This window comes from Ectothiorhodospira haloalkaliphila ATCC 51935, from assembly GCF_000633935.1.
Taxonomy (GTDB): domain Bacteria; phylum Pseudomonadota; class Gammaproteobacteria; order Ectothiorhodospirales; family Ectothiorhodospiraceae; genus Ectothiorhodospira; species Ectothiorhodospira haloalkaliphila.
In genome coordinates this window covers 637728-661408 of sequence record NZ_KK214998.1, presented here as the reverse complement: position 1 = coordinate 661408, position 23681 = coordinate 637728, and the positions used below count along the sequence as shown (strand labels likewise).

Here is a 23681-nt window from a genome sequence, read left to right as displayed (position 1 = left end):
GGCGCGCTTATTGATTCACCGAATCCGGCCTCACGGAATACTGCCGCGAACCGCTACCCAGCAGGGCCGCCACAAAGCCCGCCGTGGCCAGGCCCGAGGCCATCACATACACCCACATGGGCCCCGCGCCATCCCAGATGTAACCACTGGCCAGGGCCCCCATGGCGCCGCCCAGACCAAAGCTCAGGGAGGAGTACAGGGCCTGTCCCCGCCCCTGCTGGCGCCCGACGAAGAACTGATGGATCAGCGAGATGGCCGCCGCGTGGTACAGGCCATAGCTGGCCGCGTGCATCAACTGGATGACCACCAGCATCGGCAGGCTGTCCACGAACCCCGCCAGCAACCCCCAGCGCACCGCGGTGATCAGCAGAGCCAGGGCAAGCAGGCGCCAGGCACCAAAACGCGGCAGCCAGCGATGCATCATGAGGAAAACCCCCACCTCCGCCAGCACCCCCAGCGCCCAGAGGTAGCCGGCCACCGTGCGGGTGTAGTCGTGCTCCTCCAGGTACAGGGTGAAGAACGCATAGTAGGGACCGTGACTGGCCTGCATTAGGAAACAGGCTATCAGCAGCAGGATCACCGCCGGGATCTTCAGGGTGGTCCAGAGGGATTCCGGCTCGGGGCCGGGCTGCACCCCGCCCCCGTCCCGCACCCGCAGGGTACTGAGCCACAGGGCACCCAGCAGGACCAGCACGATCCAGGGCAACCAGGCCACGTCCACGGTCTCGAACACGGCCCCCAGGCTGCCCACCGAGAGCACGAAGCCGATGGATCCCCACAGCCGGATGCGGCTGTAGGCATGGGTGCTCTTGCCCAGGTGGTTCATGGTGGTGGCTTCAAACTGGGGCAACGCCGCGTTCCAGAAGAAGCTGAACAGGGCCATGGTGACCGCCACCCACCAGTAACCGGAGTGGAACAGCAGCCCGGCAAAGCAGATCATGGCCATGCCCGCAGCGATGCGCACCACCAGGGTCCGCTTGCCGGTGTGGTCCGCCAGCCAGCCCCACACATTGGGGGCAATGATCTTGGTGGCCAGCACGATGGCCATGAGTTCGCCGATCTGCCCGGCGGCAAAACCCTGTTCCTTCAGGTACAGCCCCCAGTAGGGCATGAAGGCGCCGATGCTGGCGAAATAGAAAAAATAGAAGCTGGAGAGTTTCCAGTAGGAAGCAGGCATGAAGTTTCCGGAATCAAGGCGGTTGGGGCGAGGGTGGCGAACAGGGCGTCATGCCCGCCGCCCCCCTCCTCCCCGGCCCTTCTCCCCTGAGGGGAGAATGGAGAGTCGCTGTTGATCAGAGGGGGCAGCTGGAGCCCCTAACGCCCCCCCACCTGCCCCCGATGCCGCAACGCATGATCCATCAGCACGATGGCCAGCATGGCCTCGGCAATGGGCGTGGCGCGGATGCCCACGCAGGGATCATGGCGCCCGGTGGTGATCACTTCCACCGGCTCGCCATGCACATCCAGGGATCGCCCCGGCAAGCGGATGCTCGAGGTGGGCTTCAAGGCCATGCTCACGCGGATATCCTGCCCCGAGGAGATCCCTCCCAGCACCCCCCCGGCGTGGTTGGAGACAAACCCCTCGGAGGTCATTTCGTCACGGTGCTGGGTACCCTTTTGCTCCACACAGGCGAAGCCATCACCGACTTCCACGGCCTTGACGGCATTGATGCCCATCATGGCGTGGGCGATGTCGGCGTCCAGCCGGTCAAATACCGGCTCACCCCAGCCGGCGGGCAGACCCGTGGCCTCCACGTTGATGCGAGCACCGATGGAGTCCCCTTCCTTGCGCAGGGCGTCCATATAGGCCTCCAGCTCCGGCACCTTGGCGGCATCGGGACAGAAGAAGGGGTTGGTGTCCACCACGGACCAGTCCACGGCATCGATGCGGATGGGCCCCAACTGGGCCAGATAACCCCGCACCTGCACCCCGAAGTGCTCGCGCAGATATTTCTTGGCAATGCCGCCGGCGGCCACTCGCATGGCGGTCTCCCGGGCCGAACTGCGACCCCCGCCCCGGTAGTCCCGCAGGCCATATTTCCTGAAGTAGGTGTAATCCGCATGACCGGGCCGGAAGCGCTCGGCGATCTCCGAATAGTCCTTGGAGCGCTGGTCGGCATTCTCGATCAACAGCCCGATGGGCGTCCCGGTGGTCACGCCTTCGAAGACCCCGGAGAGGATCTTCACCTGATCCGGTTCACGACGCTGGGTGGTGTGCCGGGAGGTCCCCGGGCGGCGCCGGTCCAGGTCGCCCTGCAGATCGGCCTCGCTCAACCCCAGGCCAGGGGGACAGCCATCGACGATGCAGCCGATGGCCGGGCCGTGGCTCTCGCCAAAGCTGGTCACAGTAAACAGCTTGCCTATGGTGTTTCCGGACATGGATGCAGGGCCCCGAAGGATGGCCCCTCCCCCGCCGGGCGGGAGAGGGTTTGGGGTAAGGGCGGACGGACTGCGGAATCAGATCACGCGGGAGAAGCGCTGTTCCGTGGCCTCACGCAGATAACGGTCAAAGGTCATGCAGATGTTGCGGATCAGCAGACGACCGGCGGGCTGCACGGTGATGGTGTTACCGGAGACCTTGAGCAGACCATCGTCTTCCATTGGCTTGAGTTCCTTGAGTTCACGGGCGAAGTAGTCCGTGAACTTGATGCCGTGCACCTTTTCCACGTCCTCGAAGGCCAGTTCGAAGTGGCAGATCAGACGGGTGATCACATCGCGGCGCAGTACATCGTCGGCATCCAGTTCCACCCCGCGGAAGACCGCCAGCTTGCCGTCATCGATGCACTGGAAGTACTTCTCCAGGTCATGATGGTTCTGGCTGTAGCTGTTGCCCACCACGCCCACACTGGTGGAACCCAGGCCCACCAGATCACAGTTGGAGTGGGTGGAATACCCCTGGAAGTTACGGTAGAGGGTGTGGTCTCGCTGGGCCACGGCCAGTTCGTCATCGGGCTTGGCGAAGTGGTCCATGCCGATATACACATAACCGGCCTCGGTGAGCTGCTGGATGGTCTGCTGCAGCATGGCCAGCTTCTCGCCGGGGCTGGGCAGTGCCTCTTCTTCAATGCGGCGCTGGGGCTTGAAGCGGTCCGGCAGGTGAGCGTAGTTGAACACCGAGATCCGGGCCGGATCCACCTTGATGATCTTCTCGATGGTATCGCCGAAGGTCTTGCGATCCTGATGGGGCAGGCCGTAGATCAGGTCCACACTGGTGGAGCGGAAGCCCAGGCTTCTGGCCTCTTCCAGCACACCCAGCACCAGCGACTCACTCTGCACCCGGTTGACGGATTTCTGCACCTTCTCGTCGAAGTCCTGCACGCCCAGGCTGATGCGGTTGAAACCCAGCTTGCGCAGCAGACCCAGGGTGCTGTCGTCCACTTCCCGCGGGTCGATCTCGATGGAATACTCGCCGGTGTCGTCATCCAGCAGCCCGAAGTGCTCGGCGGTCTTGCCCATCAGCTCGGTCATCTCGTCGTGGGAGATGAAGGTGGGCGTGCCGCCGCCCCAGTGCAACTGGGTCACCGGACGGTTCTTGTCGAACAGCGCGCCCTGCATGGCCATTTCCTTGTAGAGACGGTCCAGATAGGGCTTGGCCTTGGTGCGGTCCTTGGTGACCACCTTGTTACAGGCGCAGTAGAAGCACACCGTGTCGCAGAAGGGGATGTGGAAATACAGCGACAGCGGACGCCCGCTGGCATTGGTCTCCCGGGCGATCTCCGCGTAGCGCTCCGCCCCGAAACCTTCGTGGAACTGCACCGCCGTGGGATAGGATGTGTATCGAGGACCCGCCGTATTGTAACGGTTGATCAGGTCCAGATCGAAATCAATGCTCTGCGACAAGCTCATGGCGGCTAGGTACCCGGGGATAAAGTGTTGATCGTCTATTGTAACCGCTCATCATAAACATGCCGAACCGGATTGGCACGCCTGAACGGCCATTTGCGTGACTTGTGCCATGTTGGGGCCATGTGAGCGCCACTCGAGCACCCCTGCACCCGGCATCACCTCAAAGCGACTGTACCTGCTCGAAGGTGAGCAGGAACACCCCCTGCCCCCCGTGCTCGAACTCCAGCCAGGTGAAGGGCACATCGGGCAGGCGGGCCTCCAGGGCCGGGGCACTATTGCCCACCTCCACCACCAGGATGCCACCGGGCTTCAGGTGTCGGCCGGCGTCCTTGAGGATGCGCACCGTGGCCTCCAGGCCATCGGGGCCGGACGAGAGCCCCAGCTCCGGTTCATGGCGAAACTCCGGGGTCAGTGCGGCCATGTCGGCGGCATCCACATAGGGCGGGTTGCTGACGATGATGTCGTACTGCCTGGAACCCAGTTCCGCCAGCAGATCCGACTCCAGGGCCTCTACCCGATCCTCAAGCCCGTGCAGACTGATGTTCTCCCGCGCCACGTCCAGGGCATCCCGGGAGATATCGGTCAGGTCCACCCGGGCATCCGGGAACACATGGGCGCAGGCAATGCCGATGCAGCCGCTGCCGGTGCACAGATCCAGCACCCGCTCCACCTGTTCGGGCTCGATCCAGGGGGCAAAGCCCTGGCCAATCAACTCTGCCAGGGGTGAACGCGGCACCAGCACACGCTCGTCCACCTTGAACTCCATGCCCATGAAATAGGCTCGACCGGTGAGGTAGGCGGCCGGTTTGCGGGTTTCCACCCGTTGGTGCAGCAAATCCAGCACCCGGCGGCGTTCGTCCCGGGTGAGGCGACAATCCAGCCAGGCGCCGGAGAAGTCATGCGGCAGGTGCAGGGCCTGAAAGACCAGCCAGGCGGCCTCGTCCAGGGCATTATCGGTGCCATGGCCGAAGGTCAGGCCGGCGGCACTGAACCGGCTCATGCCGAAGCGGATGTAATCACGCACCGTGACCAGATCGTCGGTGTCAGAAGCGATGTCCATGAGATTCATGCGGGTGATGGAGGGCTGTGGGATAATACCCTCATGAGCGATCAAGAGGCCAACTGGCGGGACTGGCTCAAGGCCCTGCCCCTGTATCTGCTGCCCCACCACGCCATCTCGCGCGTGGTGTACCGGTTGTCACGCTGGGAGACCAGCCTGAAGGACCCGGTGGCACGCTGGTTCATTCGTCAATACGGGCTCAACATGGCCGAGGCGCTGGACCCGGAGCCCGCCCACTACGCCAGTTTCAATGCCCTGTTCACCCGAGCCCTGCATCCAGAGGCCCGCCCGCTGGACACCCATCCGGACGCCCTGCTCAGCCCCGCCGACAGCCGTGTAAGCCAGTTCGGCAAACTGCACGATGGGCGGATCATCCAGGCCAAGGGGCGTGATTATTCGGCCCAGGAACTCCTGGGAGGCTGCCCGCAGCGCGCGGCGCCGTTCGCAAACGGCGACTTCATCACCCAGTACCTGTCTCCCAGCGACTATCACCGGGTGCACATGCCCTGGGATGGCGTGCTCCGGGAAACGGTCTACGTGCCCGGCAGGCTGTTCTCGGTAGCGCCCTTCACCACGCGTACCATTCCCCGGCTATTCGCCCGCAACGAGCGCCTGGTCTGCCTCTTCGACACCGACATGGGCCCCATGGCCATGGTGCTGGTGGGCGCCATCAACGTGGCCTCCATCGAAACCGTCTGGTCCGGCGAGATCACGCCACGCCTGCCACGAGAGATGGAGGTCAAGGCTCATCAATCCGAACCGGTGAGCCTGTCCCGGGGCGATGAGATGGGCCGTTTCAACCTGGGCTCCACGGTGATCCTGCTGCTGCCCGAGGGGGCGGTGGAATGGTCCAGCGAGCTGACCAGCGGGCGCAAGCTCAAGATGGGTGAGGCCCTGGGGTGGATGAAGCCGGTATCGATGCGTTAGGAATACCTCGGGAAGCCTATGCCCGCTCCCAGTCGAAGGCCAGCACGTCCCGGATATCGTCCACGCCGCCCAGGCACATGAGCAACCGATCCACACCCAGGGCCACCCCGGCACAGCCGGGCAAGCCGGCTTCCAGGGCCTTGAGAAGCCGCTCGTCCAGGGGCATGGGCGATAACCCCTGGCGCGCGCGGCGATCCTGATCCGCCTCAAAGCGACGGCGCTGTTCCGCGGCATCCCCCAGCTCGTGAAAGCCGTTGGCCAGCTCCATCGCCCCCCAATAGACCTCGAAACGCTCCGCCAGCGGCGGCTCTCCGGGACGGACCCGGGCCAGGGCCGCCTGACTGGCCGGATAGTCGTGAATGAGGGTCAGGCTGTCGGCCTGAAAGGCCTGGCAGACTACGGTGGACATGAGCAGATCCAGCCAGCCATCCCGATCCAGGCTGCCCTGCACATCCAGCCCCAGAGACCGGGCGCGCCGGGACAACTCCATCTCACTGGCCTGAAACGGATCCACCCCGGCGTGACGGAGCATGGCCTCGCGATAAGTCAGCACTTGCGCGCCAGCCGCCAGCCGATCACCAGCCACCTGGCGAATCAGCGCCTCCACTTCGGCCATGAGCGCATGATGATCAAAGCCCACCCGATACCATTCCAGCAGGGTGAACTCCGGATTATGGTGGCGCCCGGCCTCCTCACCCCGAAACACGCGGGCAATCTGGTAGATATCCCCACTGCCCGCCGCCAACAGCCGTTTCATGGGGAATTCGGGGGAGCTGTGGAGCCAGCGCCTGCCGCCCCCCAGAGGCACGGAAAGGCTCTGGATGGCAGGATCGGTGGCCCCGGCCATGGACAGGTACGGGGTTTCCACCTCCAGCACCCCACGGCCGGCAAAGAAAGCGCGAATGTCTGCCAGCAGGCGCGCCCGTTGGCGTAACCGCCCGAACGCGGCAGCCGGCTTCCAGGTCATGCCCGCGACACGTACTCGCCGCTACGGGTGTCCACGCGGATCACGTCCCCCTCGTTGACGAACAGGGGCACCTTGACCACGGCACCGGTTTCCAGGGTGGCCGGCTTGGTGCCGCCGGTGGCGGTATCACCGCGAATACCCGGGTCGCACTGGGTGATGGTGAGCTCCACGAAGTTGGGCGGTGCCACCGACAACGGAGAATTGTTCCACAGGGTCACCACGCAGGTGTCCTGTTCCTTGAGCCACTTCATGGCATCTGCCACGGCGGTCTCGCCGGCGGCATACTGCTCGAAGTTATCGGGCACCATGAAATGCCAGAACTCGCCGTCGTTGTAGAGATACTGCATCTCCGTATCCATGACGTCGGCGGCCTCTACCGACTCGCCAGACTTGAAGGTCTTGTCCAGTACCCGACCGGTCTTGAGATTGCGGATCTTCACGCGGCTGAACGCCTGACCCTTGCCAGGCTTGACGAACTCATTTTCCACGATGGTGCAAGGATCGCCGTCCATCAGGATCTTGAGTCCGCTCTTGAATTCGTTGGTGCTGTAGGTTGCCATGCTCAAAGTTCTCCGGGTCGAGCCCCTCGGCTCGCATTGGGGTAAGGGAAAACCGTGGATGCCGGGCGCATCCGGGGCGGAACACTGGCACCGGGCCCGGGAAACGCGGCAAAATGCCCGGTCGCCCCGTGTCCACCCTCTGGGTAAAACCGCTAATGATAACGCGATTGACCGCCGACCGTCAGGCTTGTGCCTGGCAGACGGCACTGGCAGAAGCCATCACCGATCCGGAGGCCCTGATTCGCCGCCTGAACCTGGATCCGGGACTGCTGTCCGCGGCCCGGCTGGCAGCACAGCGGTTTCGCCTGCAGGTGCCGGAAAGTTACGTGTCACGAATGCACCCGGGTGAACCGCACGACCCCCTGCTGCGCCAGGTGCTGCCACTGCAGGGCGAGTTCGAAGCAGCCCCCGGGTTCGTGGAAGACCCGGTGGGGGATCTGGATGCCATGGCGGCCCCTGGCGTCATCCAGAAATACGCCGGCCGAGCCCTGCTGATCACCACCGGCGCCTGCGCCATTCACTGCCGTTACTGCTTTCGTCGTCATTATCCCTACGGGCAGGCCTCGGCCGGACGCAGCCGCTGGCCAGAAACGCTGGCCTGGCTGCGCTCGCGACCGGATATCCATGAGGTCATTCTCAGCGGCGGCGACCCCCTGATGCTGACAGATGGCGAACTGGCCGCCATGACACGGGATCTTGCCCGCATCGACCACCTGCGCACCCTGCGCGTGCATACCCGGCTACCGGTGATCCTTCCGGAACGTATCGGACAGGATCTGATTGACTGGCTCACGGGCACCCGTCTGCGCCCGGTCATGGTGATCCACGCCAACCATGCCCAGGAGCTGGACGCCTCCACCTGCAGTGCCCTCGCCGCCCTGGACCGGGCCGGCGTGCGCCTGTTCAATCAGGCCGTTCTCCTGCGTGGCGTCAATGACAGCGTCGCCGCCCTGGGTGATCTTGGCGAGGCTTTGTTCGAATCGGGTGTGCAGCCCTATTACCTGCACTTGCTGGACCCGGTGAGCGGGGCCGCGCATTTCGCGGTGAAAGAAGCGCCGGCGCTCGCCATCATGAAGGCATTGGCGGCTCAGCAGCCAGGTTACCTCCTGCCCAGACTTGTCAGAGAGATCCCAGGCGCACCGGGCAAATCCTCGCTGACCGAGGCCGGATATCACACCTGAAAACGGCAAGCCCGGGATGCACTTATGCCACCCTGTACGAACCATGCGTCAAAAAATCATTTGTTACCCAGGTAGAGGTGCGCTATAAAATATAGTGAACTCCGTCACACATTTTTAATGTCTCACCCTGTATTTGAGAGACACGCTGGAGCACTCCGCCATGCTGGTCGGGACCCCGTCGATGCACCTGGAAACCGAGCCATTCCCCACTCAGCCCCGCAAGGTGAAGCGCTGGTTGAAGGAACTGCCCCTGGCCAACACCGGCGAGACCACCCGGCTGCTCTACCAGGGCCTGACCGAACTCAATCGGTTGCGGATGCCCGCTTACGATCGCCTGGAAATCCTCGAGCTTCTGCGCCCCACCCGGAGATTGATCCTCGATCAACTGAGCCGACACTTTGTCAGCCGCTCCCTGCCCCTGCCTGCCCGAAGCCAGCGCATTGCCAACATCAACACCGATTTGCTGTACGAGGTCGCCATGGGTTACCTCCAGGTGGTGCGCGAAGGCAGTTCCGGAGCCAACAGCCTGGCGCCTCGACACCTGGCCCTGGGCATTCACCGGGCCATGCGCGCCCTGGCAGAACGCCACTTTCACGCCGGGCGCCTCTATCAGCCCACGCCCGACGGGCTTTGGGAGCAGGCCCACTGGCTTTACCATCTGGCCGAACAGAGGCAGTTGGTCGCCCAGGAGATCAAGGATACGGAACTGAACGGTCAGCGGCGCAGCACCGTGGCGCATACCTACAAGCAGATGAGTCTCTACAGCCTGGCTGACCCGCTTACCCTGCACCAGGGGGATACCGATGCCCTGACCCGCTACCTGGAAGGTTCTGCCCAAGCGTGCGCCATCACCACCTCCCCCGTGGCCGACAACGCTGATTACCTGTACGTGCTCGACCTGAGCACCGATGAGCCACCCGCCTACGTTCATGGTTCAGAGGCTGGCCGGCATGAGGCCGTCCGTTACCTGAACCTGTTCCCCCTGATCCGCCAGATACGCGAGGAGCTGCGCGCCAACGCCCAGGACACCCCGGGCCCGCTCCACAGGGACATAGCGGCCCGCGTCCTGCAGGCGTGGACCAACAATGCCCGTCGTCGCTTCAGTCGCATGTCCAACGACGGTCACGTCGACGTCGTGCTGGGCATCACTGCCGCCCACGAGATGATCCGCCAGGCCGTCAACCCTGCCCCCCAAGCCAGTATGATCGGCAAGGCCCAGGAGCGGGACAGGGCCTTCGAAGAACTTTCCCTGGAACGCATGTCCGATTCCCCACGCTACGAAAGTGAGGGCATTACCGTGCGCTACCTGGCAGACATGCCCCAGGATGTGACGTCCAACGCCTGGGACACCATCGCCAAGGGCAACCTGGTCACCGACCGCACCACTGAGGATCAATCGAGGGCGTTGCATCCCGGCAAAGAGGCACCCGTTCCCACCTCCTGGGAAATCCTCGACACCAGCGCCGGAGGGTTTCGGCTGCGCTGGCGGGGCGATGTGAGCGTTCGGGCCCAAGTGGGTGAACTGATCGCCCTGCGGGATGCCACCTCTGGACGCGAGCATTGGCGCCTGGGCATGGTCCGCTGGATACGCAGCCCCAGCAACTCCGGCCTGGAAGTCGGCGTCAAGATGCTGGCTCCCAAGGCCATGCCGGTGGACATCAGTCCGGTGCGGCATGGACGCCCCATGGGGCGCAGGGTTCCGGGGCTGCTGCTGCCGCGGATCAAGGTGCTGGAGCAACACGCCACCCTGGCATGTCGGGCCGGTCTGTTCGAGGCGGGCGAGCAGGTGGCCGTCAACCTCGCGGGTCGCACACTCATCGTGGCTCTCTCCGCCATCGAAACCCAGTCCAGCCTGTTCACTCAATTCCAGTTCCGCCCAGCGCAGTCCACTGCGGCCCCTGAGGGCGAAACATCGCATAAGAACACTCCGCTCTGGCCCGACATCCTGTAGCACCCCAGGTCCGCTCGTTGGTGACCGCCCCGGCATTGTCTGTATAATCGCCGGCAGTATGGGTGATCGGCTTGACAGCCGATCATGGTTCCCGCCCGAGCAGGCCCGGATCGCATGGAAAATATCATCCGCCTTCTGATCATCGACGATGATCTCAACGACGCCGAGATGATGGTCAGCACCCTCAAGTCCGCTGGATTTGCGGTCAGACCAGAGCGCGCCGAAGACGAAGAAGAACTCCACGAAAAGCTCCGCAGCCACACCCCGGATGTGGTCATCTGCACCTTGAATCACCCTGAACTGTCACTGGAAAAGGTGGTGGAGGCCAACCAGCACATGGGGCGCCACGCCCCCATCGTGGCCGTAGCCACCTCCCCGGACCTGGACGTGGTGGACTGCATGGAACTGGGCGCCCACGACATGGTGCAGAAAAACCGCCTGGATCATCTGCGCCACGTAGTGACCCGGGCCGCCGAGTTCCAGCGGCAATGGCGCCGCCTGAAGACCTTCGAATCCGGCCTCAGGGACACGGAAAGGCGCTGCAAGACCCTCCTGGACAGTTCCCGTGATGCCATTGCCTACGTGCATGAGGGCATGCACACCTACGCCAACACCTCCTACCTGGAACTGTTCGGTTACTCCCACCTGGACGACATCGAGGGCATCCCCCTCATGGACATGGTGTCCCGGGACGACCAGCAAAAACTCAAGGATTTCCTGCGCGCCTATGAACGCAATCGGGGCCAGGACCAGGACGCATCCGACTCCGAGCCCCTGGACCTTCAGATCCGCACCGCCGGCGGCGAAGCACTGGCCGTGCAGATGGAATTCAGCCCGGCGACCATCGACGGGGAGCCCTGCACACAGATCCTGATCCGAAACCGCACCAGCAATACCCGGGAACTGGAAAAGCAGCTCAATTACCTGGCCCAGCGGGATCTGATCACGGGTCTGTACAACCGCCAGTACTTCATGGAGCGCTTGCAGGATGCATTCAGCACGGCCACTCAGGGCAACGGCAACGCCTCACTGATCGAACTTCGCATCGACCGATTCTCCAACATCCGCGAGACGGTGGGGGTGGCCGGCGGTGACCTGGTGCTGGGGGATATCGGCAAGCTGCTGGAGGAGGTCTGCGCAGAGGAAGATATCGTCGCGCGCTTTGATGGCGAGGCCTTCGCCATTCTCACCCGCCAATGGGAAAGCGAAACCCTGGAGCGTTTCACTCAGGGCATCCTGGAAACCATCTCCAATCACATCTGTGACGTGGAGGGCCGCTCGCTGACCTGCACCGCCTCCATGGGCGTTGCCCGGATCGACGAGAACGCCCCGGACATGAACGAGCTGCTTTCCCGCGCCCAGAAGGCCTGCCAGCAGGCAGCCCGGGAAGGCAACGGTCACCGCGTGGTCATCTATCGCCCCAAGGAACGGGAGATGACCCAAAAGCAACTGGACGAGACCTGGACCGCCCGCATCAGCGAAGCGATTCGGGACAACCGGCTCCACCTCCTCTATCAGCCGGTGGTGAGCCTGCACGGCGAGAGCGGTGAGCGTTACGAGGTGTTCATGCGGCTGCTGGATGAGGACGGCGAAGCCATCAGCCCAGCTGAATTCATGCCCAGCGCGGAACGCACCAACATGGCCAAGGCCCTGGATCGCTGGGTGATCGATCACGCGGTGCAGCGACTGGCCACACAACGCAAGGCCGGCCACGACACCATCTTCTTCATCAAGATCACCGCGGGCTCACTGCACGATCCGGGCATGCTGCCCTGGATCATGGAACGCCTGAAAGAGCACCGCATCCCGGCGGAATGCGTGGTCTTCGAGCTCAAGGAGAATACCGTGGTGGCCTATCTGAAGCAGGCCAAGGAATTTGCCAAGGCCCTGAAGAGTGTCCACTGCCAACTGGCCCTGGAGGACTTCGGCAACGGCCTGAATCCGTTCCAGGTGCTCAATCACTTCCCCGCGGACTATCTCAAGGTGGATGCCTCGTTTACCCGAAACCTGCCCAGCAGCGAAGAGAACCAGAAGGCCATGCGCCAGATCACGGACACGGCCCATTCGCAGAACCGCCTGATTCTGGCCCAGCAGGTGGAAGATGCCAACAGCCTCTCCATCCTCTGGGGTCTGGGGATCAATTACATCCAGGGCAACTTCCTGCAGCCCCCGTCGGAAGGTTTGGAATACGACTTTTCAACAATGGGATGAGGGGCAATACCTGCCCCTCATCCCGAGCAGCCATACAACCATCAACGCCCCGACTTCAGCGCCATGATCCGCTCTTCCAGGGGCGGGTGCGTCATGAACAGGCGCTTGAGGCCCTGGGTGACACCACCGCCGCGGATACCGAAGGCCTGCATTTGATCCGGCATCTGTGAAGGCTGTCCCTGAGCGGCACGCAAGCGCTCCAGAGCCGAAATCATCTTCTCCCGGCTGGACAGTTCGGCACCACCGGTGTCGGCCCGGAATTCCCGCTGACGGGAGAACCACATCACGATGATGGAGGCCAGGATGGCCAGGATGATCTCCGCCACGATGGTGGTAATCCAGAAGGCCGGGCCATGACCCTGCTCGTTCTTGAACACCACCCGGTCCACAAAGTGCCCGATCACGCGGGCCAGGAAGATCACGAAGGTGTTCACCACCCCCTGGATCAGGGCCAGCGTCACCATGTCGCCGTTGGCCACGTGACTCACCTCGTGACCCAGCACAGCCTCCACCTCGTCCTGCCCCATGTTCTGCATCAGGCCGGTACTCACCGCAACGAGGGCGTTGTTCCTGGACATACCGGTGGCGAAGGCGTTGGGATCGGGGGAGTTGAAGATTCCCACCTCAGGCATGCCAATGCCGGCCTGCTTGGCCTGCCGCCGCACGGTGTCCACCAGCCACTGTTCGGTGGGGTTGCCAGGCTGTTCAATCACCTTGACACCCATGGTCTTCTTGGCCATCCATTTGGAAATGGCCAGGGAGATGAACGAGCCACCGAAACCGAATACCAGCGCGAACACCAGCAGGTTGTTGAGATTCAGCCCGGTCCCGGTCTCGTCCAGGATCCGTTCAACGCCCAGAATCCGCAGGGTGATACTGAGCACCACAATGATGGCCAGGTTGGTGGCCAGAAAAAGGGCGATACGCTTCATGTTCTCTCCGTCGATGAGAAGATTGCCGACTTTGTCCGGCGTATTAGATGGGGTTTACCGTTAAAAATTCAAGCTCGGCAACAAGGATAGTCCCCTTGAATGGGTCCCCTTGAGTCCCCTGTGGGAGCGGCCCCCGGCCGCGAAGCCCATGCAGGGAAGGGCCACGGTGGTGATTCCACACCCCGTTCGCGGGCAGGCCCGCTCCCACCCAAAAACCTCAAAGACCGGGACAGATTCCTTTCGCTCCCAAGAGGAGGATCATTGGGGCCTCAGGGTGTCCACCTTCTGGAAACCTCGGGGGAGTTTTGTGCCGCGTTTGCCGCGTTCTCCCAGGTACTCCCGCCATTCATCCGGCTTGAGGGTCTTGAACTTCTTGCCCGCCACGACAGTGAGGCTGTCCTCGGGTTCCAGCAGGGTCAGGTCCGCCAGAGACTCTTCGCCAGCCTTGAGGCGGGCGGAGGGGATGTTGATGATCTTGTTGCCCTTGCCCCGGGGCATGCAGGGCAGCTCCGAGAGAGGGATCAGAAGCAGGTAACCGTCGGTGGTGGCGGCCGCCAGGTACTGTTGCCGGGGATCACGCACCCGCATCGGATGGCGCACGCAGGCGCCCTGGGGCACCGTGAGCACCGCCTTGCCGGCACGGTTGCGGGAGATCATGTCCTCCATGCGGCAGATGAAGCCATAGCCGTGATCAGTGGACATCAGGTACAGATCCTCCCCTGCCCCCATCATCACGCCCACAAAGCGCGCCCCATCGGGTGGCGACAGGCGCCCCGAGATCGGCTCCCCCTGCCCTCGGGCCGACGGCAGGGTATGGGCGGCCAGGGCATAGGTGCGGCCCGTGGAATCCAGGAACACCGCCTGCTGGTTGCTGCGTCCCTGGGCGTCGGACTGATAGGCATCGCCGGACTTGTAATTCAACCCTTGGGCATCCACCTCGTGGCCCTTGGCGGCCCGCACCCAGCCCATCTTCGAGAGCACCACGGTAAGGGGCTCGGCCGGCACCAGGGCGGATTCGTCCAGGGCCTGGGCGGCGGCGCGCGCAACAATGGGTGAGCGTCGATCATCGCCAAACTTCTCGGCATCCGCCTCGATCTCGTCACGCACCAGACCACGCAGCCTGACATCGGAACCCAGCACGGTCTGCAGGTGATCCCGTTCCTGCTCCAGTTCATCCTGCTCGCCGCGGATCTTCATCTCCTCCAGGCGGGCCAGGTGGCGCAACTTGAGTTCCAGGATGGCTTCAGCCTGAGTGTCCGTGAGCCCAAAACGTTCCATCAGCACGGGCTTGGGCTCGTCGTTTTCACGGATGATGCGGATCACCTCGTCGATGTTCAGGTAGGCAATCAGCAGGCCTTCCAGGATGTGCAGGCGCTTGAGCACCTTGTCCAGGCGCCATTGCAGGCGGCGGCGCACCGTCTCCACCCTGAACTCCAGCCACTCGGCCAGCAGCGCCGGCAGGCTTTTCACCTGTGGCCGCCCGTCCAGGCCGATCAGGTTCATGTTCACCCGGTAGCTGCGTTCCAGATCGGTGGTGGCGAACAGGTGGGCCATGAGGCCTTCCGGGTCGACGCGATTGGAACGGGGGGTGATCACCAGGCGGGTCGGATGCTCATGGTCCGACTCATCCCGCAGGTCCTCCACCATGGGCAGCTTCTTGGCGTTCATCTGTGAGGCAATCTGCTCAAGCACCTTGGCCCCGGACACCTGAAACGGCAGGGCGGTGATGATGATGTCGCCATTCTCCCGTTCAAAGCGGGCGCGCATGCGCAAACTGCCATGACCCGTGCGGTACAGGGCCATGAGATCCTGACGCGGGGTGATGATCTCCGCATCGGTGGGGAAATCCGGGCCCTGGATGTGCTCGCAGATCTGTTCCAGCCCTGCATCCGGGTCCTCAAGCAGACAGATGCAGGCGCGGGCCACCTCACGAAGGTTATGGGGCGGTATATCGGTGGCCATGCCCACAGCGATCCCCGAACCACCATTCAACAACACGTTGGGCAACCGGGCGGGCAGCACCTTGGGCTCTTCCATGGTGCCATCGAAGTTGGGCACCCAATCCGCCGTGCCCTGCCCCAGTTCCGACAGGAGCAACTGGGCATAGGGGGACAGGCGCGCCTCGGTGTAGCGCATGGCGGCAAAGGACTTGGGATCGTCCGGAGAGCCCCAGTTGCCCTGCCCGTCCACGAACGGATAACGGGAGGAGAAGGGCTGAGCCAGCAGCACCATGGCCTCGTAACAGGCCGAATCCCCATGGGGATGGTATTTGCCCAGCACATCGCCCACGGTACGGGCGGACTTCTTGTGCTTGGACAGGGCCGACAGGCCCAGCTCACTCATGGCGTAGATCAGGCGCCGCTGTACGGGCTTGAGGCCATCCCCAACATGGGGTAGTGCGCGGTCCAGGATGACGTACATGGAATAGTCCAGGTACGCCTTTTCCGTGAAGGTGTGCAGCGGTTGCTGTTCAACACCATCCAGGTTCAGTTCGAGATTGCTCATGGCTCAGCGGGACTCAGTCATCGGTCTTGGCATCCCGCATGTAAAGCCAGCCCATGGGGGCCATCATGAGATACCCGCCGATGATCATCACCACGGAGTAACCCGGGAATCGCCATTCAGGGGGATAGAAGCTGCCCACGCCACCGGTGGCCAGCTCCAGGATACCGGTCATGGCGATGATGATGCCCGCGAAGCTGAGCAGGATCAGCCCCAGGCGTGTTCCAAATCCAACCATTGGTTTTGCCACGTGTACACCTGTTGATTCCTGAAGTTAAGCCCCTCTCCCCTCCGGGGAGAGGGGTTGGGGTGAGGGGAGAGGGGCTTCTGGCCCCGCTCAATCCACTTCTGCCAGATGTCCCTTGGACTCCAGCCAGCCCCGGCGATCGGAGGCACGCTTCTTGGCCAGCAGCATGTCCAGCAAACCCATGGTCTCGTCGCCGGCGTCCAGGGTCAGTTGCACCAGGCGGCGGGTATCCGGGGCCATGGTGGTCTCGCGCAGTTGCAGCGGGTTCATCTCTCCCAGCCCCTTGAAGCGGGTGACCGCCACCTTGCCCTTTTTCTTCTCGGCCGCGATGCGCTGCAGGATGCCCTGTTTCTCGTCCTCATCCAGGGCATAGAAAATCTCCTTGCCCACATCCACACGGAACAGCGGCGGCATCGCCACGTACACCCGCCCCTGCTCCACCAGCGGGCGGAAATGCCGGACGAACAGGGCGCACAGCAGGGTGGCGATATGCAGGCCGTCCGAGTCCGCATCCGCCAGGATGCAGATCTTGCCATAGCGCAGATCCTTGAGATCCTCCGCACCGGGGTTCACGCCGATGGCCACACTGATGTCGTGGATCTCCTGGGAGGCCAGGATCTGATCCGGATCCACCTCCCAGGCATTCAGGATCTTGCCCCGCAGCGGCATGATGGCCTGGAACTCCCGGTCCCGGGCCTGTTTGGCGGAGCCGCCGGCGGAATCCCCTTCCACCAGGAACAGTTCGGTGCGACCCAGATCCTGGGCGGCGCAGTCGGCCAGCTTGCCCGGCAGGGTCGGGCCCTGGGTCACCTTCTTGCGAACCACCTTCTTGCCGGCCCGCATGCGCTTCTGGGCGCTGTTGATGGCCAGCTCGGCGATGCGCTCTCCGGCGCCCGGATGCTGATTGAGCCAGAGGCTGAAGCTGTCCTTCACCACGCCCGAGACGAAGGGGGCCGCCTCGCGGGACGACAGACGCTCCTTGGTCTGGCCCGCAAACTGGGGGTCGAGCATTTTGAAGGAGAGGATGTAGGCCACATTCTCCCAGACATCCTCCGGGGCCAGTTTCACGCCCCGCGGCACCAGGTTGCGGAATTCGCAGAATTCCCGCACCGCATCCGTCAGACCGGTACGCAGACCATTCACGTGAGTGCCGCCCTGGGCGGTGGGGATCAGGTTCACATAGCTCTCGGCCACGCCTTCACCGCCTTCGGGCAGCCATACCACGGCCCAGTCCACCGCATCGGTCTCGCCACTCATGCTGCCCATGAAGGGCTCATCAGGCACCCGTTCGGCACCGTCCAGGGATTCCACCAGATAGTCCCTGAGTCCGGCCTCGTAGCACCAGTCGCAGCGCTCGCCGGTGATTTCATCATAAAAGGACACCGCCAGCCCGGGGCACAACACCGCCTTGGCACGCAGGATGTGCTTGAGACGGGGTACGGAAAACCTGGGGGTATCGAAATAACCGGCATTGGGCCAGAAGCGCAGGCAGGTGCCCGTATTGCGCTTGCCCACCTCGCCCACCACCTTCAGGTCGGTGACCTTGTGGCCGTCGGCAAAGCTCATGTGGTGTTCCTTGCCGTCGCGCCGGATGGTCACCTCCAGCTTTTCCGACAGCGCATTCACCACCGAGACGCCCACGCCGTGCAGGCCCCCCGAAAAGCGATAACTCTTGTTGGAAAACTTGCCGCCAGCATGCAGCGTACCCAGGATCACCTCCACCCCGGGGCGTTTTTCCTTGGGATGCAGATCCACGGGCATGCCGCGGCCGTTATCGGTCACCGATACGGAACCGTCGGCATGCAGCACCACGTCCATGCGGTCAGCATGGCCCGCGATGGCCTCGTCCACGGAGTTGTCGATGACCTCCTGGGCCATGTGGTTGGGCCGGGAGGTATCGGTGTACATTCCGGGGCGCTTGCGCACCGGGTCGAGTCCGGAGAGGACTTCGATATCGGATGAGGTATAGGAAGATGAGGCGCTCATGCGCGTGCAATCGTCGTCTGCCAGGGCGCGGGTACTGTATGGGACATCATCGTGGGTGGCAAGCCCAAAGCCCCCGCAAGCCCGCCGCCCGAGGATGAAAACACCCGGCTCAGAACATCAGCGCCATCATCTTGCGACGATAGTCATTGACCAGCGGATGCCGGGCACCCAGCAATTCGAAGGCCGCCAGCAGACCCTTGTGTCCGGCATCCTCGCCATACGTGCGATGCTTTTTCATGAGCTGCATGAGCATGGCCAACCCCGCCTCATGTTCGCCCGCGAGGATTCTGGCGGCGCCCACCCGGTGCAGCGCTTCGGGATCATCCGGATTGCCGTCGAGGCGCTCTTCCAGTGCCGGGATTGCTGCCAGATCGCCACGCGCCCGGGCCAGCCGAAGCTGGGCGTCCACGCGGCGGCCCGCATCCTCCTGATGGAAATGCACGGGCACCGTCTTCATCACCGCCTCAGCCTCGTCCACGCGACCCAGCATCAACAGGGCCCCGGCCTGATCGATCTTGAGTTCTTCGTCTTCCGGGTTGGCCTGGCGGGCGACCTCCAGTTGAGCCAGGGCCGTCTCGGCGTCGCCCGCTTCCAGCGCCTCCCGGGCTGCCCGGCGCGATTCGGAACCCGGGCCGGGCAGGTGCTTGTCCAGCATCTGTCGGATGGTGGATTCCGGCTGCACGCCCATGAACTGGTCCACCGGCTCGCCATCACGGAAGACCAGTACCGTGGGCAGGCTGCGCACCCCATACTGGAGCGCCAGGTCCTGCTGCTGATCACTGTTCACCTTCGCCAGCAGGAAACCACCGGCGTACTCCTCGGCCAGCTTGGCCAGGATGGGCATGAGCATCTGACAGGGCTGACACCAGTCTGCCCAGAAATCCACCAGCACCGGGCGCTGCTGCGAACCTTCGATAACGAGGGCGTGGAAATTCTCCTGAGTGATATCGACGATGTGATCGGAAGTGCTCATGAATTGGCCTTGTACTGAAGTTGCGTGAGTCCCAGCCCGGAGGGCCGATGGGTGACCCTCTATTTTCGGGGTGAAGACTCAGGTTTCAAGAGGTTGACTGGATCAACGTCCGCCCGACACATGGTCGATCATCTGGGCAATCTCACCCGCCGGACGATAACCGGGGATCATGTCGCCGGTCTCCAGCAGGATGGCCGGCGTGCCGTTCACGCCCATCATCTGGCCCGCCCGCAGATGATCGCGCACTGGCGTATCGCACGCATTCTCGGAAATGGAGCGCCCCGCCTTCACCTGGTCCATGGCCTCGGCGCGGTCATCGGAACACCAGATGGACACCATTTTCTCGTAAGTGGGCGTGCCTTCACCGGAGCGAGGGAACATCAGGTAACGCACGGTAATGCCGTCCTCATTGAGTTTGGCCACCTCATCATGCAAACGCCGGCAGTAGGGGCAGTCCACATCGGTGAAGACGGTAATGGTGTGACGGGACTCGCCCTCGGCAGGGTAGATCACCATGCTGGTCTCGCTGAGCCCTCCCAGGATCTCCTGCCGACCTTCGGAACGGGCCGCAGCAGTGAGACTCCGTCGGGTGTCCAGTTCCACCAGGTCCCCCTCCAGCACATAGCGGCCATCCCCGCTCATGTAGAGGACCTGCGCGCCGAAACGCACCTCGTAAAGATCCTGGATGGGAGTTTCGCGAATGCTGCTGACCTGGGCATTGGGCACCAGAGCCTCAATGCGCTCTCGCAACTCACCGGGAGCGTCAGCATGGGAAAGGCCCGGCAGGGCCAGCAGGAGGATCATGACAAGGACAATGCGGTAGCTGGGCATGGTTCAACTCTTGGAATGGGTTGGGCCGCGATCGCGGTGTCGCCGGATTGAAACGCGGAACATATTACCCGGGGGACTGATTAAAAGACCATGCCAGGGGCTCTGGGTTCAGCCCCGTGGATGGTGCTCGGCGTGCAGCGTCTTGAGCCGTTCCCTGGCCACATGGGTGTAGATCTGCGTGGTGGAGAGACTGGAATGACCCAGCAACATCTGCACCACACGCAGGTCTGCGCCATGGTTGAGCAGATGCGTGGCGAAGGCGTGACGCAGGGTGTGGGGCGAAAGATGCTTGGTGATACCCGCCGTCCGGGCGTGGCGACGGATCATGTACCAGAAGGCCTGACGGGTCATGCCCGCGCCACGGCGGGTCACGAACAGGGCCTCGCACTGTCCGTGCCCCTGCATCAACCCCGGACGGGCTTCGGTCAGGTAGCGCTCCAGCCAGTCCATGGCCTCTTCCCCCAGGGGCACCAGGCGCTCCTTGCCTCCCTTGCCCTGGGTGCGCACCACACCATGGCGCAGACTCACCTGGCCAAGCCGCAATCCCACCAGTTCGGAGACCCGCAGCCCGGTGGCATACAGCACCTCCAGCATGGCCCGATCCCGCAGGCCGTTGGTGTCCTCCGTATCCGGGGCCGCCAGCAGGGCATCCACCTCCGTTTCCGTCAGCGTATCCGGCAGGGGGCGCCCCAGCCGTGGCGCGTCGATGCGCACCGTGGGGTCTTCACGGATCTGACCGACCTGCAGCAGGTGGCCATAGAATCGTCGCAGGGTCGACAGCAGGCGGGCCATGCTCCGGGGCCGGGCACCGCCCTCCAGACGCTGGGCCAGATAGCGCAGCAGCTGGTGGCGGTCCGCCCCGGCAAGATCACCACCCTGTCCATCCAGCCAGCGTTCCAGGCCCGACAGATCCGCCCGGTAGGCAGACAGCGTGTGGTCACTCAGACCATGCTCCATCCACATGGCGTCCAGAAACCGATCGATCAGCGACGACGCCTGTGTCATGCATCAATCTTGATCATTTATCGCCCTTGGAGCGACGCGGAAGCACACTGTCCTCTGCCGCACCCTCATCGGCCTCCACCGTGGTCTGGGCGGCCTCTTCCAACGTCTTGGCGGGCCGGCGGGCCTTGTCATTGTCGCCCCCCGGGCCCGAATCGTCGCCACCCATGAACGCTTTGAGCATGTCGAAGGGGAACGGGAAGACGATGGTCGAGGCGTTGTCGGTGGCCATGTCGCTCATGGTCTGAAGATAACGGAGCTGCAGGGCCTGGGGGTTGCCCGACATGATATCCGCCGCCTCGGTGAGCTTGACCGCCGCCTGCAGTTCACCCTGGGCGTGGATGACCTTGGCGCGCCGCTCACGCTCCGCCTCGGCCTGACGGGCAATGGCGCGGATCATGCTCTCGTTGAGATCCACATGCTTGATCTCCACGTTGGCCACCTTGATACCCCAGTTGTCCGTCTGCTTGTCCAGAATGCTCTGAATGTCGTCGTTGAGCTTGTCCCGCTCCGAGAGCATCTCATCCAGATCATGCTTGCCCAGCACCGAACGCAGGGTGGTCTGGGCCAGCTGACTGGTGGCGTTGTTGAAGTCTTCCACCTGAATGATGGCCTTTTCCGGATCCACCACCCGGTAGTACAGCACCGCATTCACCCGTACCGTCACGTTATCCTGGGAAATCACATCCTGACTGGGCACATCCAGGGTGATCACGCGAAGGTCCACACGGACCATCTGTTGAATCCCCGGGATCACGATGATCAGACCGGGACCCTTCACTGACTGGAAGCGCCCCAGGAAGAAGATCACGCCACGTTCGTACTCGGGCAGGATCCGGATCGACAGGATCAGCAGGCCCAGGATCAGGGCCAGCGGAGCCAGAAGGGCTGTCATCATGATGCAACTCCTGTTGAGGTTTCTTGATCAGACACGGGCTCCACGGTCAGCGTGAGACCATCCATACCGGTCACCCGCACCGCATCGCCCTTGGAGATGGCCACCCGGGACTGGGCCAGCCACGATTCACTGTGCACCCAGACCCGACCAGCCCCCTTGGAGAAGTCCTTCAGGGCCTGCCCCTGGGCCCCGATCAGCTCCTCCCGACCGGTTGTCACCTGCTTTCTTCGCAAATTCATCAGCTTGCTCATCACCCAGATGAAGAAGACCGCGGAAACCAGCGCCGTGCCGCCGATCAGGGGGATGGAAATATGCAGGTTGGTTTCATCCACCAGGATGATGGAGCCGAAGACGAAGGCGGCCACCCCGCCGATGCCCAGTATCCCGAAACTGGGCAGGAAGGCTTCGGCAATCATGAAGGCGATCCCCAGGATGATCAGCGCCAGGCCCGCATAGTTGATGGGCAGCACCTGGAAGGCATACAAGGCCAGCACCAGGCTGATGGCACCCACCACGCCCGGGAAGATGCTGCCCGGGTTGGCCAGCTCGAAAATGATGCCGTAAATGCCCACCAGCATGAGGATGTAGGCGATGTTCGGATTGGTGATCACCGACAGGAGCCGGGTACGCCAGTCGGGTTCGATCTCCACCAGTTCCAGATTTTCGGTGTTGAGCACCCGCTCACCCACGTCCATCTTCACCGTGCGGCCATCGATCTGCATCAGCAGATCCCGGATATCCTCGGCCACCACGTCGATCACATTCTTCTCGAGTGCATCGGTTGCCGTGAGGTTAACGGCCTCGCGCACCGCCTCCTCGGCCCAGTCGGCGTTGCGCCCGCGCAACTCGGCCAGCCCCCGGATATAGGCCACGGCATCCTCCAGCACCTTGCGTTCCATGGCGGTGCCACCCCGTCGTGGCTCGCTCGCAGGTTCCACATCATCTTCTCTGATTTCCGCCGCTTCGCCATTGGCTTCATCACCGTTGGCATCGACAGAACCGTTGTCCTCATCGGTGGCATCGTCCTCCTGACGATCCTCGGAGCGTGGCCGGCGAGGCTCGTCCTCATCCGGCATGCCGGGAGGGCCTCCCATCTGCACCGGGGTGGCCGATCCCAGATTGGTGGCCGGGGTCATGGCCGCCACATGGCTGGCATACAGGATATAGGTGCCGGCACTGGCGGCTCGGGCGCCCGAAGGCGTCACGTAGCTGGCTACCGGCACCGGGGACGACAGAATGGCCTTGATCATGTCCCGCATGGAGCTGTCGAGCCCACCGGGGGTGTCCATGCGGACCACCACAATCTCGGCGTTCATGTCCCGGGCCGATTGCAGCCCGCGCACAAAGTAATCGCTGGTGGCGGGGCCGATGGCACCATCCACATCCAGCACCACGGCCACCCCCCGTTCATTGCCATTGCCGTTCTCCTGGGCGTGACTGAACAGGGCCAGCCCGGCGCCCACCAACAGCAGCAGACACCAGAGCAGGATTCGGCGGGCAAAGGGGGTTGCGAGTCGTTTCATGGGGCCGGGACCAGCCTTTGAGCATTGAGCTGTGGAGCGTTGATGGGTTCGACCATGGGAGGCGGCACAAGGTTTCCTTTCTAC

The 23681-nt window shown here is 63.3% G+C and carries 19 protein-coding genes; 4 read left to right on the top strand and 15 right to left on the bottom strand.

Annotated elements, in window-relative coordinates:
• Nucleotides 1-7: 7 nt before the first annotated feature.
• The 4 genes from ECTHA_RS18050 to prmB all read right to left on the bottom strand — a co-directional run bounded on the left by ECTHA_RS18050 (nt 8) and on the right by prmB (nt 4906).
• Entirely contained in the window at nt 8-1177 is a 1170-nt protein-coding gene (locus ECTHA_RS18050) for an MFS transporter (RefSeq protein WP_025281175.1), read from the bottom strand.
• A 137-nt stretch (nt 1178-1314) separates the two neighbouring features.
• Nucleotides 1315-2379 (bottom strand): chorismate synthase, encoded by a 1065-nt coding sequence (gene aroC, locus ECTHA_RS0110910; protein ID WP_025281174.1) that lies wholly within the window; start codon nt 2377-2379, stop codon nt 1315-1317.
• Between the two features lie 78 nt (nt 2380-2457).
• On the bottom strand, nt 2458-3846 hold the full coding sequence (gene hemN / locus ECTHA_RS0110905; RefSeq protein WP_029762321.1) for an oxygen-independent coproporphyrinogen III oxidase: 1389 nt from the start codon (nt 3844-3846) through the stop codon (nt 2458-2460).
• 160 nt (nt 3847-4006) lie between these two features.
• A complete protein-coding gene (gene prmB, locus ECTHA_RS0110900) occupies nt 4007-4906 on the bottom strand; it encodes a 50S ribosomal protein L3 N(5)-glutamine methyltransferase (protein WP_025281172.1) in 900 nt (299 codons plus the stop codon).
• Between the two features lie 42 nt (nt 4907-4948).
• Here prmB and asd point away from each other — a divergent pair, with 42 nt between their 5' ends.
• Entirely contained in the window at nt 4949-5833 is an 885-nt protein-coding gene (asd, locus tag ECTHA_RS0110895; RefSeq protein WP_025281171.1) for an archaetidylserine decarboxylase, read from the top strand.
• 16 nt (nt 5834-5849) lie between these two features.
• On the opposite strand, the gene epmA is transcribed toward asd, so the two are convergent.
• Nucleotides 5850-6800, bottom strand: a complete 951-nt coding sequence (epmA, locus tag ECTHA_RS0110890) for an EF-P lysine aminoacylase EpmA (protein ID WP_025281170.1) — start codon at nt 6798-6800, stop codon at nt 5850-5852.
• Nucleotides 6797-7360 (bottom strand): elongation factor P, encoded by a 564-nt coding sequence (efp, locus tag ECTHA_RS0110885; RefSeq protein WP_025281169.1) that lies wholly within the window; start codon nt 7358-7360, stop codon nt 6797-6799. Before efp ends, epmA begins: the two co-directional genes overlap by 4 nt.
• A gap of 155 nt (nt 7361-7515) precedes the next feature.
• Here efp and epmB point away from each other — a divergent pair, with 155 nt between their 5' ends.
• The 3 genes from epmB to ECTHA_RS0110870 all read left to right on the top strand — a co-directional run bounded on the left by epmB (nt 7516) and on the right by ECTHA_RS0110870 (nt 12703).
• Nucleotides 7516-8541 carry an EF-P beta-lysylation protein EpmB gene (gene epmB, locus ECTHA_RS0110880; protein ID WP_025281168.1) on the top strand — a complete coding sequence of 342 codons (1026 nt, stop codon included), beginning with the start codon at nt 7516-7518 and terminating at the stop codon, nt 8539-8541.
• Between the two features lie 160 nt (nt 8542-8701).
• Complete coding sequence (locus ECTHA_RS0110875; RefSeq protein WP_128571873.1) at nt 8702-10492, top strand: hypothetical protein; 1791 nt, start codon at nt 8702-8704, stop codon at nt 10490-10492.
• Nucleotides 10493-10606: 114 nt separating this feature from the next.
• Entirely contained in the window at nt 10607-12703 is a 2097-nt protein-coding gene (locus tag ECTHA_RS0110870) for a GGDEF domain-containing response regulator (protein WP_025281166.1), read from the top strand.
• A 41-nt stretch (nt 12704-12744) separates the two neighbouring features.
• On the opposite strand, the gene htpX is transcribed toward ECTHA_RS0110870, so the two are convergent.
• The 9 genes from htpX to ECTHA_RS0110825 form a co-directional block, all read right to left on the bottom strand.
• Nucleotides 12745-13635: a protease HtpX gene (gene htpX, locus ECTHA_RS0110865; RefSeq protein ID WP_025281165.1), complete on the bottom strand. Its 891-nt coding sequence runs from the start codon at nt 13633-13635 to the stop codon at nt 12745-12747.
• A gap of 258 nt (nt 13636-13893) precedes the next feature.
• Nucleotides 13894-16140, bottom strand: coding sequence for a DNA topoisomerase IV subunit A (parC, locus tag ECTHA_RS0110860; protein ID WP_025281164.1), 2247 nt, complete (start codon nt 16138-16140; stop codon nt 13894-13896).
• 13 nt (nt 16141-16153) lie between these two features.
• Nucleotides 16154-16387: a hypothetical protein gene (locus ECTHA_RS0110855; RefSeq protein WP_128571872.1), complete on the bottom strand. Its 234-nt coding sequence runs from the start codon at nt 16385-16387 to the stop codon at nt 16154-16156.
• 87 nt (nt 16388-16474) lie between these two features.
• Nucleotides 16475-18370, bottom strand: coding sequence for a DNA topoisomerase IV subunit B (gene parE, locus ECTHA_RS0110850; protein ID WP_025281162.1), 1896 nt, complete (start codon nt 18368-18370; stop codon nt 16475-16477).
• Nucleotides 18371-18479: 109 nt separating this feature from the next.
• Complete coding sequence (gene trxA, locus ECTHA_RS0110845; protein ID WP_025281161.1) at nt 18480-19343, bottom strand: thioredoxin; 864 nt, start codon at nt 19341-19343, stop codon at nt 18480-18482.
• A gap of 102 nt (nt 19344-19445) precedes the next feature.
• Complete coding sequence (locus ECTHA_RS0110840; protein WP_025281160.1) at nt 19446-20174, bottom strand: DsbC family protein; 729 nt, start codon at nt 20172-20174, stop codon at nt 19446-19448.
• A gap of 108 nt (nt 20175-20282) precedes the next feature.
• Nucleotides 20283-21179 (bottom strand): site-specific tyrosine recombinase XerD, encoded by an 897-nt coding sequence (gene xerD, locus ECTHA_RS0110835; protein WP_025281159.1) that lies wholly within the window; start codon nt 21177-21179, stop codon nt 20283-20285.
• Nucleotides 21180-21192: 13 nt separating this feature from the next.
• Nucleotides 21193-22074, bottom strand: coding sequence for a slipin family protein (locus tag ECTHA_RS18045; protein ID WP_025281158.1), 882 nt, complete (start codon nt 22072-22074; stop codon nt 21193-21195).
• On the bottom strand, nt 22071-23597 hold the full coding sequence (locus ECTHA_RS0110825) for an NfeD family protein (protein WP_025281157.1): 1527 nt from the start codon (nt 23595-23597) through the stop codon (nt 22071-22073). Before ECTHA_RS0110825 ends, ECTHA_RS18045 begins: the two co-directional genes overlap by 4 nt.
• Between the last annotated feature and the right edge of the window lie 84 nt (nt 23598-23681).

Excerpts from the sequence above, each read along its gene's own strand:
- ECTHA_RS18050 (WP_025281175.1), bottom strand. The coding sequence starts at position 1,177 with ATGCCTGCTTCCTACTGGAAACTCTCCAGCTTCTATTTTTTCTATTTC.
- aroC (WP_025281174.1), bottom strand. The coding sequence starts at position 2,379 with ATGTCCGGAAACACCATAGGCAAGCTGTTTACTGTGACCAGCTTTGGC.
- hemN (WP_029762321.1), bottom strand. The coding sequence starts at position 3,846 with ATGAGCTTGTCGCAGAGCATTGATTTCGATCTGGACCTGATCAACCGT.
- prmB (WP_025281172.1), bottom strand. The coding sequence starts at position 4,906 with ATGGACATCGCTTCTGACACCGACGATCTGGTCACGGTGCGTGATTAC.
- asd (WP_025281171.1), top strand. The coding sequence starts at position 4,949 with ATGAGCGATCAAGAGGCCAACTGGCGGGACTGGCTCAAGGCCCTGCCC.
- epmA (WP_025281170.1), bottom strand. The coding sequence starts at position 6,800 with ATGACCTGGAAGCCGGCTGCCGCGTTCGGGCGGTTACGCCAACGGGCG.
- efp (WP_025281169.1), bottom strand. The coding sequence starts at position 7,360 with ATGGCAACCTACAGCACCAACGAATTCAAGAGCGGACTCAAGATCCTG.
- epmB (WP_025281168.1), top strand. The coding sequence starts at position 7,516 with ATGATAACGCGATTGACCGCCGACCGTCAGGCTTGTGCCTGGCAGACG.
- ECTHA_RS0110875 (WP_128571873.1), top strand. The coding sequence starts at position 8,702 with ATGCTGGTCGGGACCCCGTCGATGCACCTGGAAACCGAGCCATTCCCC.
- ECTHA_RS0110870 (WP_025281166.1), top strand. The coding sequence starts at position 10,607 with ATGGAAAATATCATCCGCCTTCTGATCATCGACGATGATCTCAACGAC.
- htpX (WP_025281165.1), bottom strand. The coding sequence starts at position 13,635 with ATGAAGCGTATCGCCCTTTTTCTGGCCACCAACCTGGCCATCATTGTG.
- parC (WP_025281164.1), bottom strand. The coding sequence starts at position 16,140 with ATGAGCAATCTCGAACTGAACCTGGATGGTGTTGAACAGCAACCGCTG.
- parE (WP_025281162.1), bottom strand. The coding sequence starts at position 18,370 with ATGAGCGCCTCATCTTCCTATACCTCATCCGATATCGAAGTCCTCTCC.
- trxA (WP_025281161.1), bottom strand. The coding sequence starts at position 19,343 with ATGAGCACTTCCGATCACATCGTCGATATCACTCAGGAGAATTTCCAC.
- ECTHA_RS0110840 (WP_025281160.1), bottom strand. The coding sequence starts at position 20,174 with ATGCCCAGCTACCGCATTGTCCTTGTCATGATCCTCCTGCTGGCCCTG.
- xerD (WP_025281159.1), bottom strand. The coding sequence starts at position 21,179 with ATGACACAGGCGTCGTCGCTGATCGATCGGTTTCTGGACGCCATGTGG.
- ECTHA_RS18045 (WP_025281158.1), bottom strand. The coding sequence starts at position 22,074 with ATGATGACAGCCCTTCTGGCTCCGCTGGCCCTGATCCTGGGCCTGCTG.
- ECTHA_RS0110825 (WP_025281157.1), bottom strand. The coding sequence starts at position 23,597 with ATGAAACGACTCGCAACCCCCTTTGCCCGCCGAATCCTGCTCTGGTGT.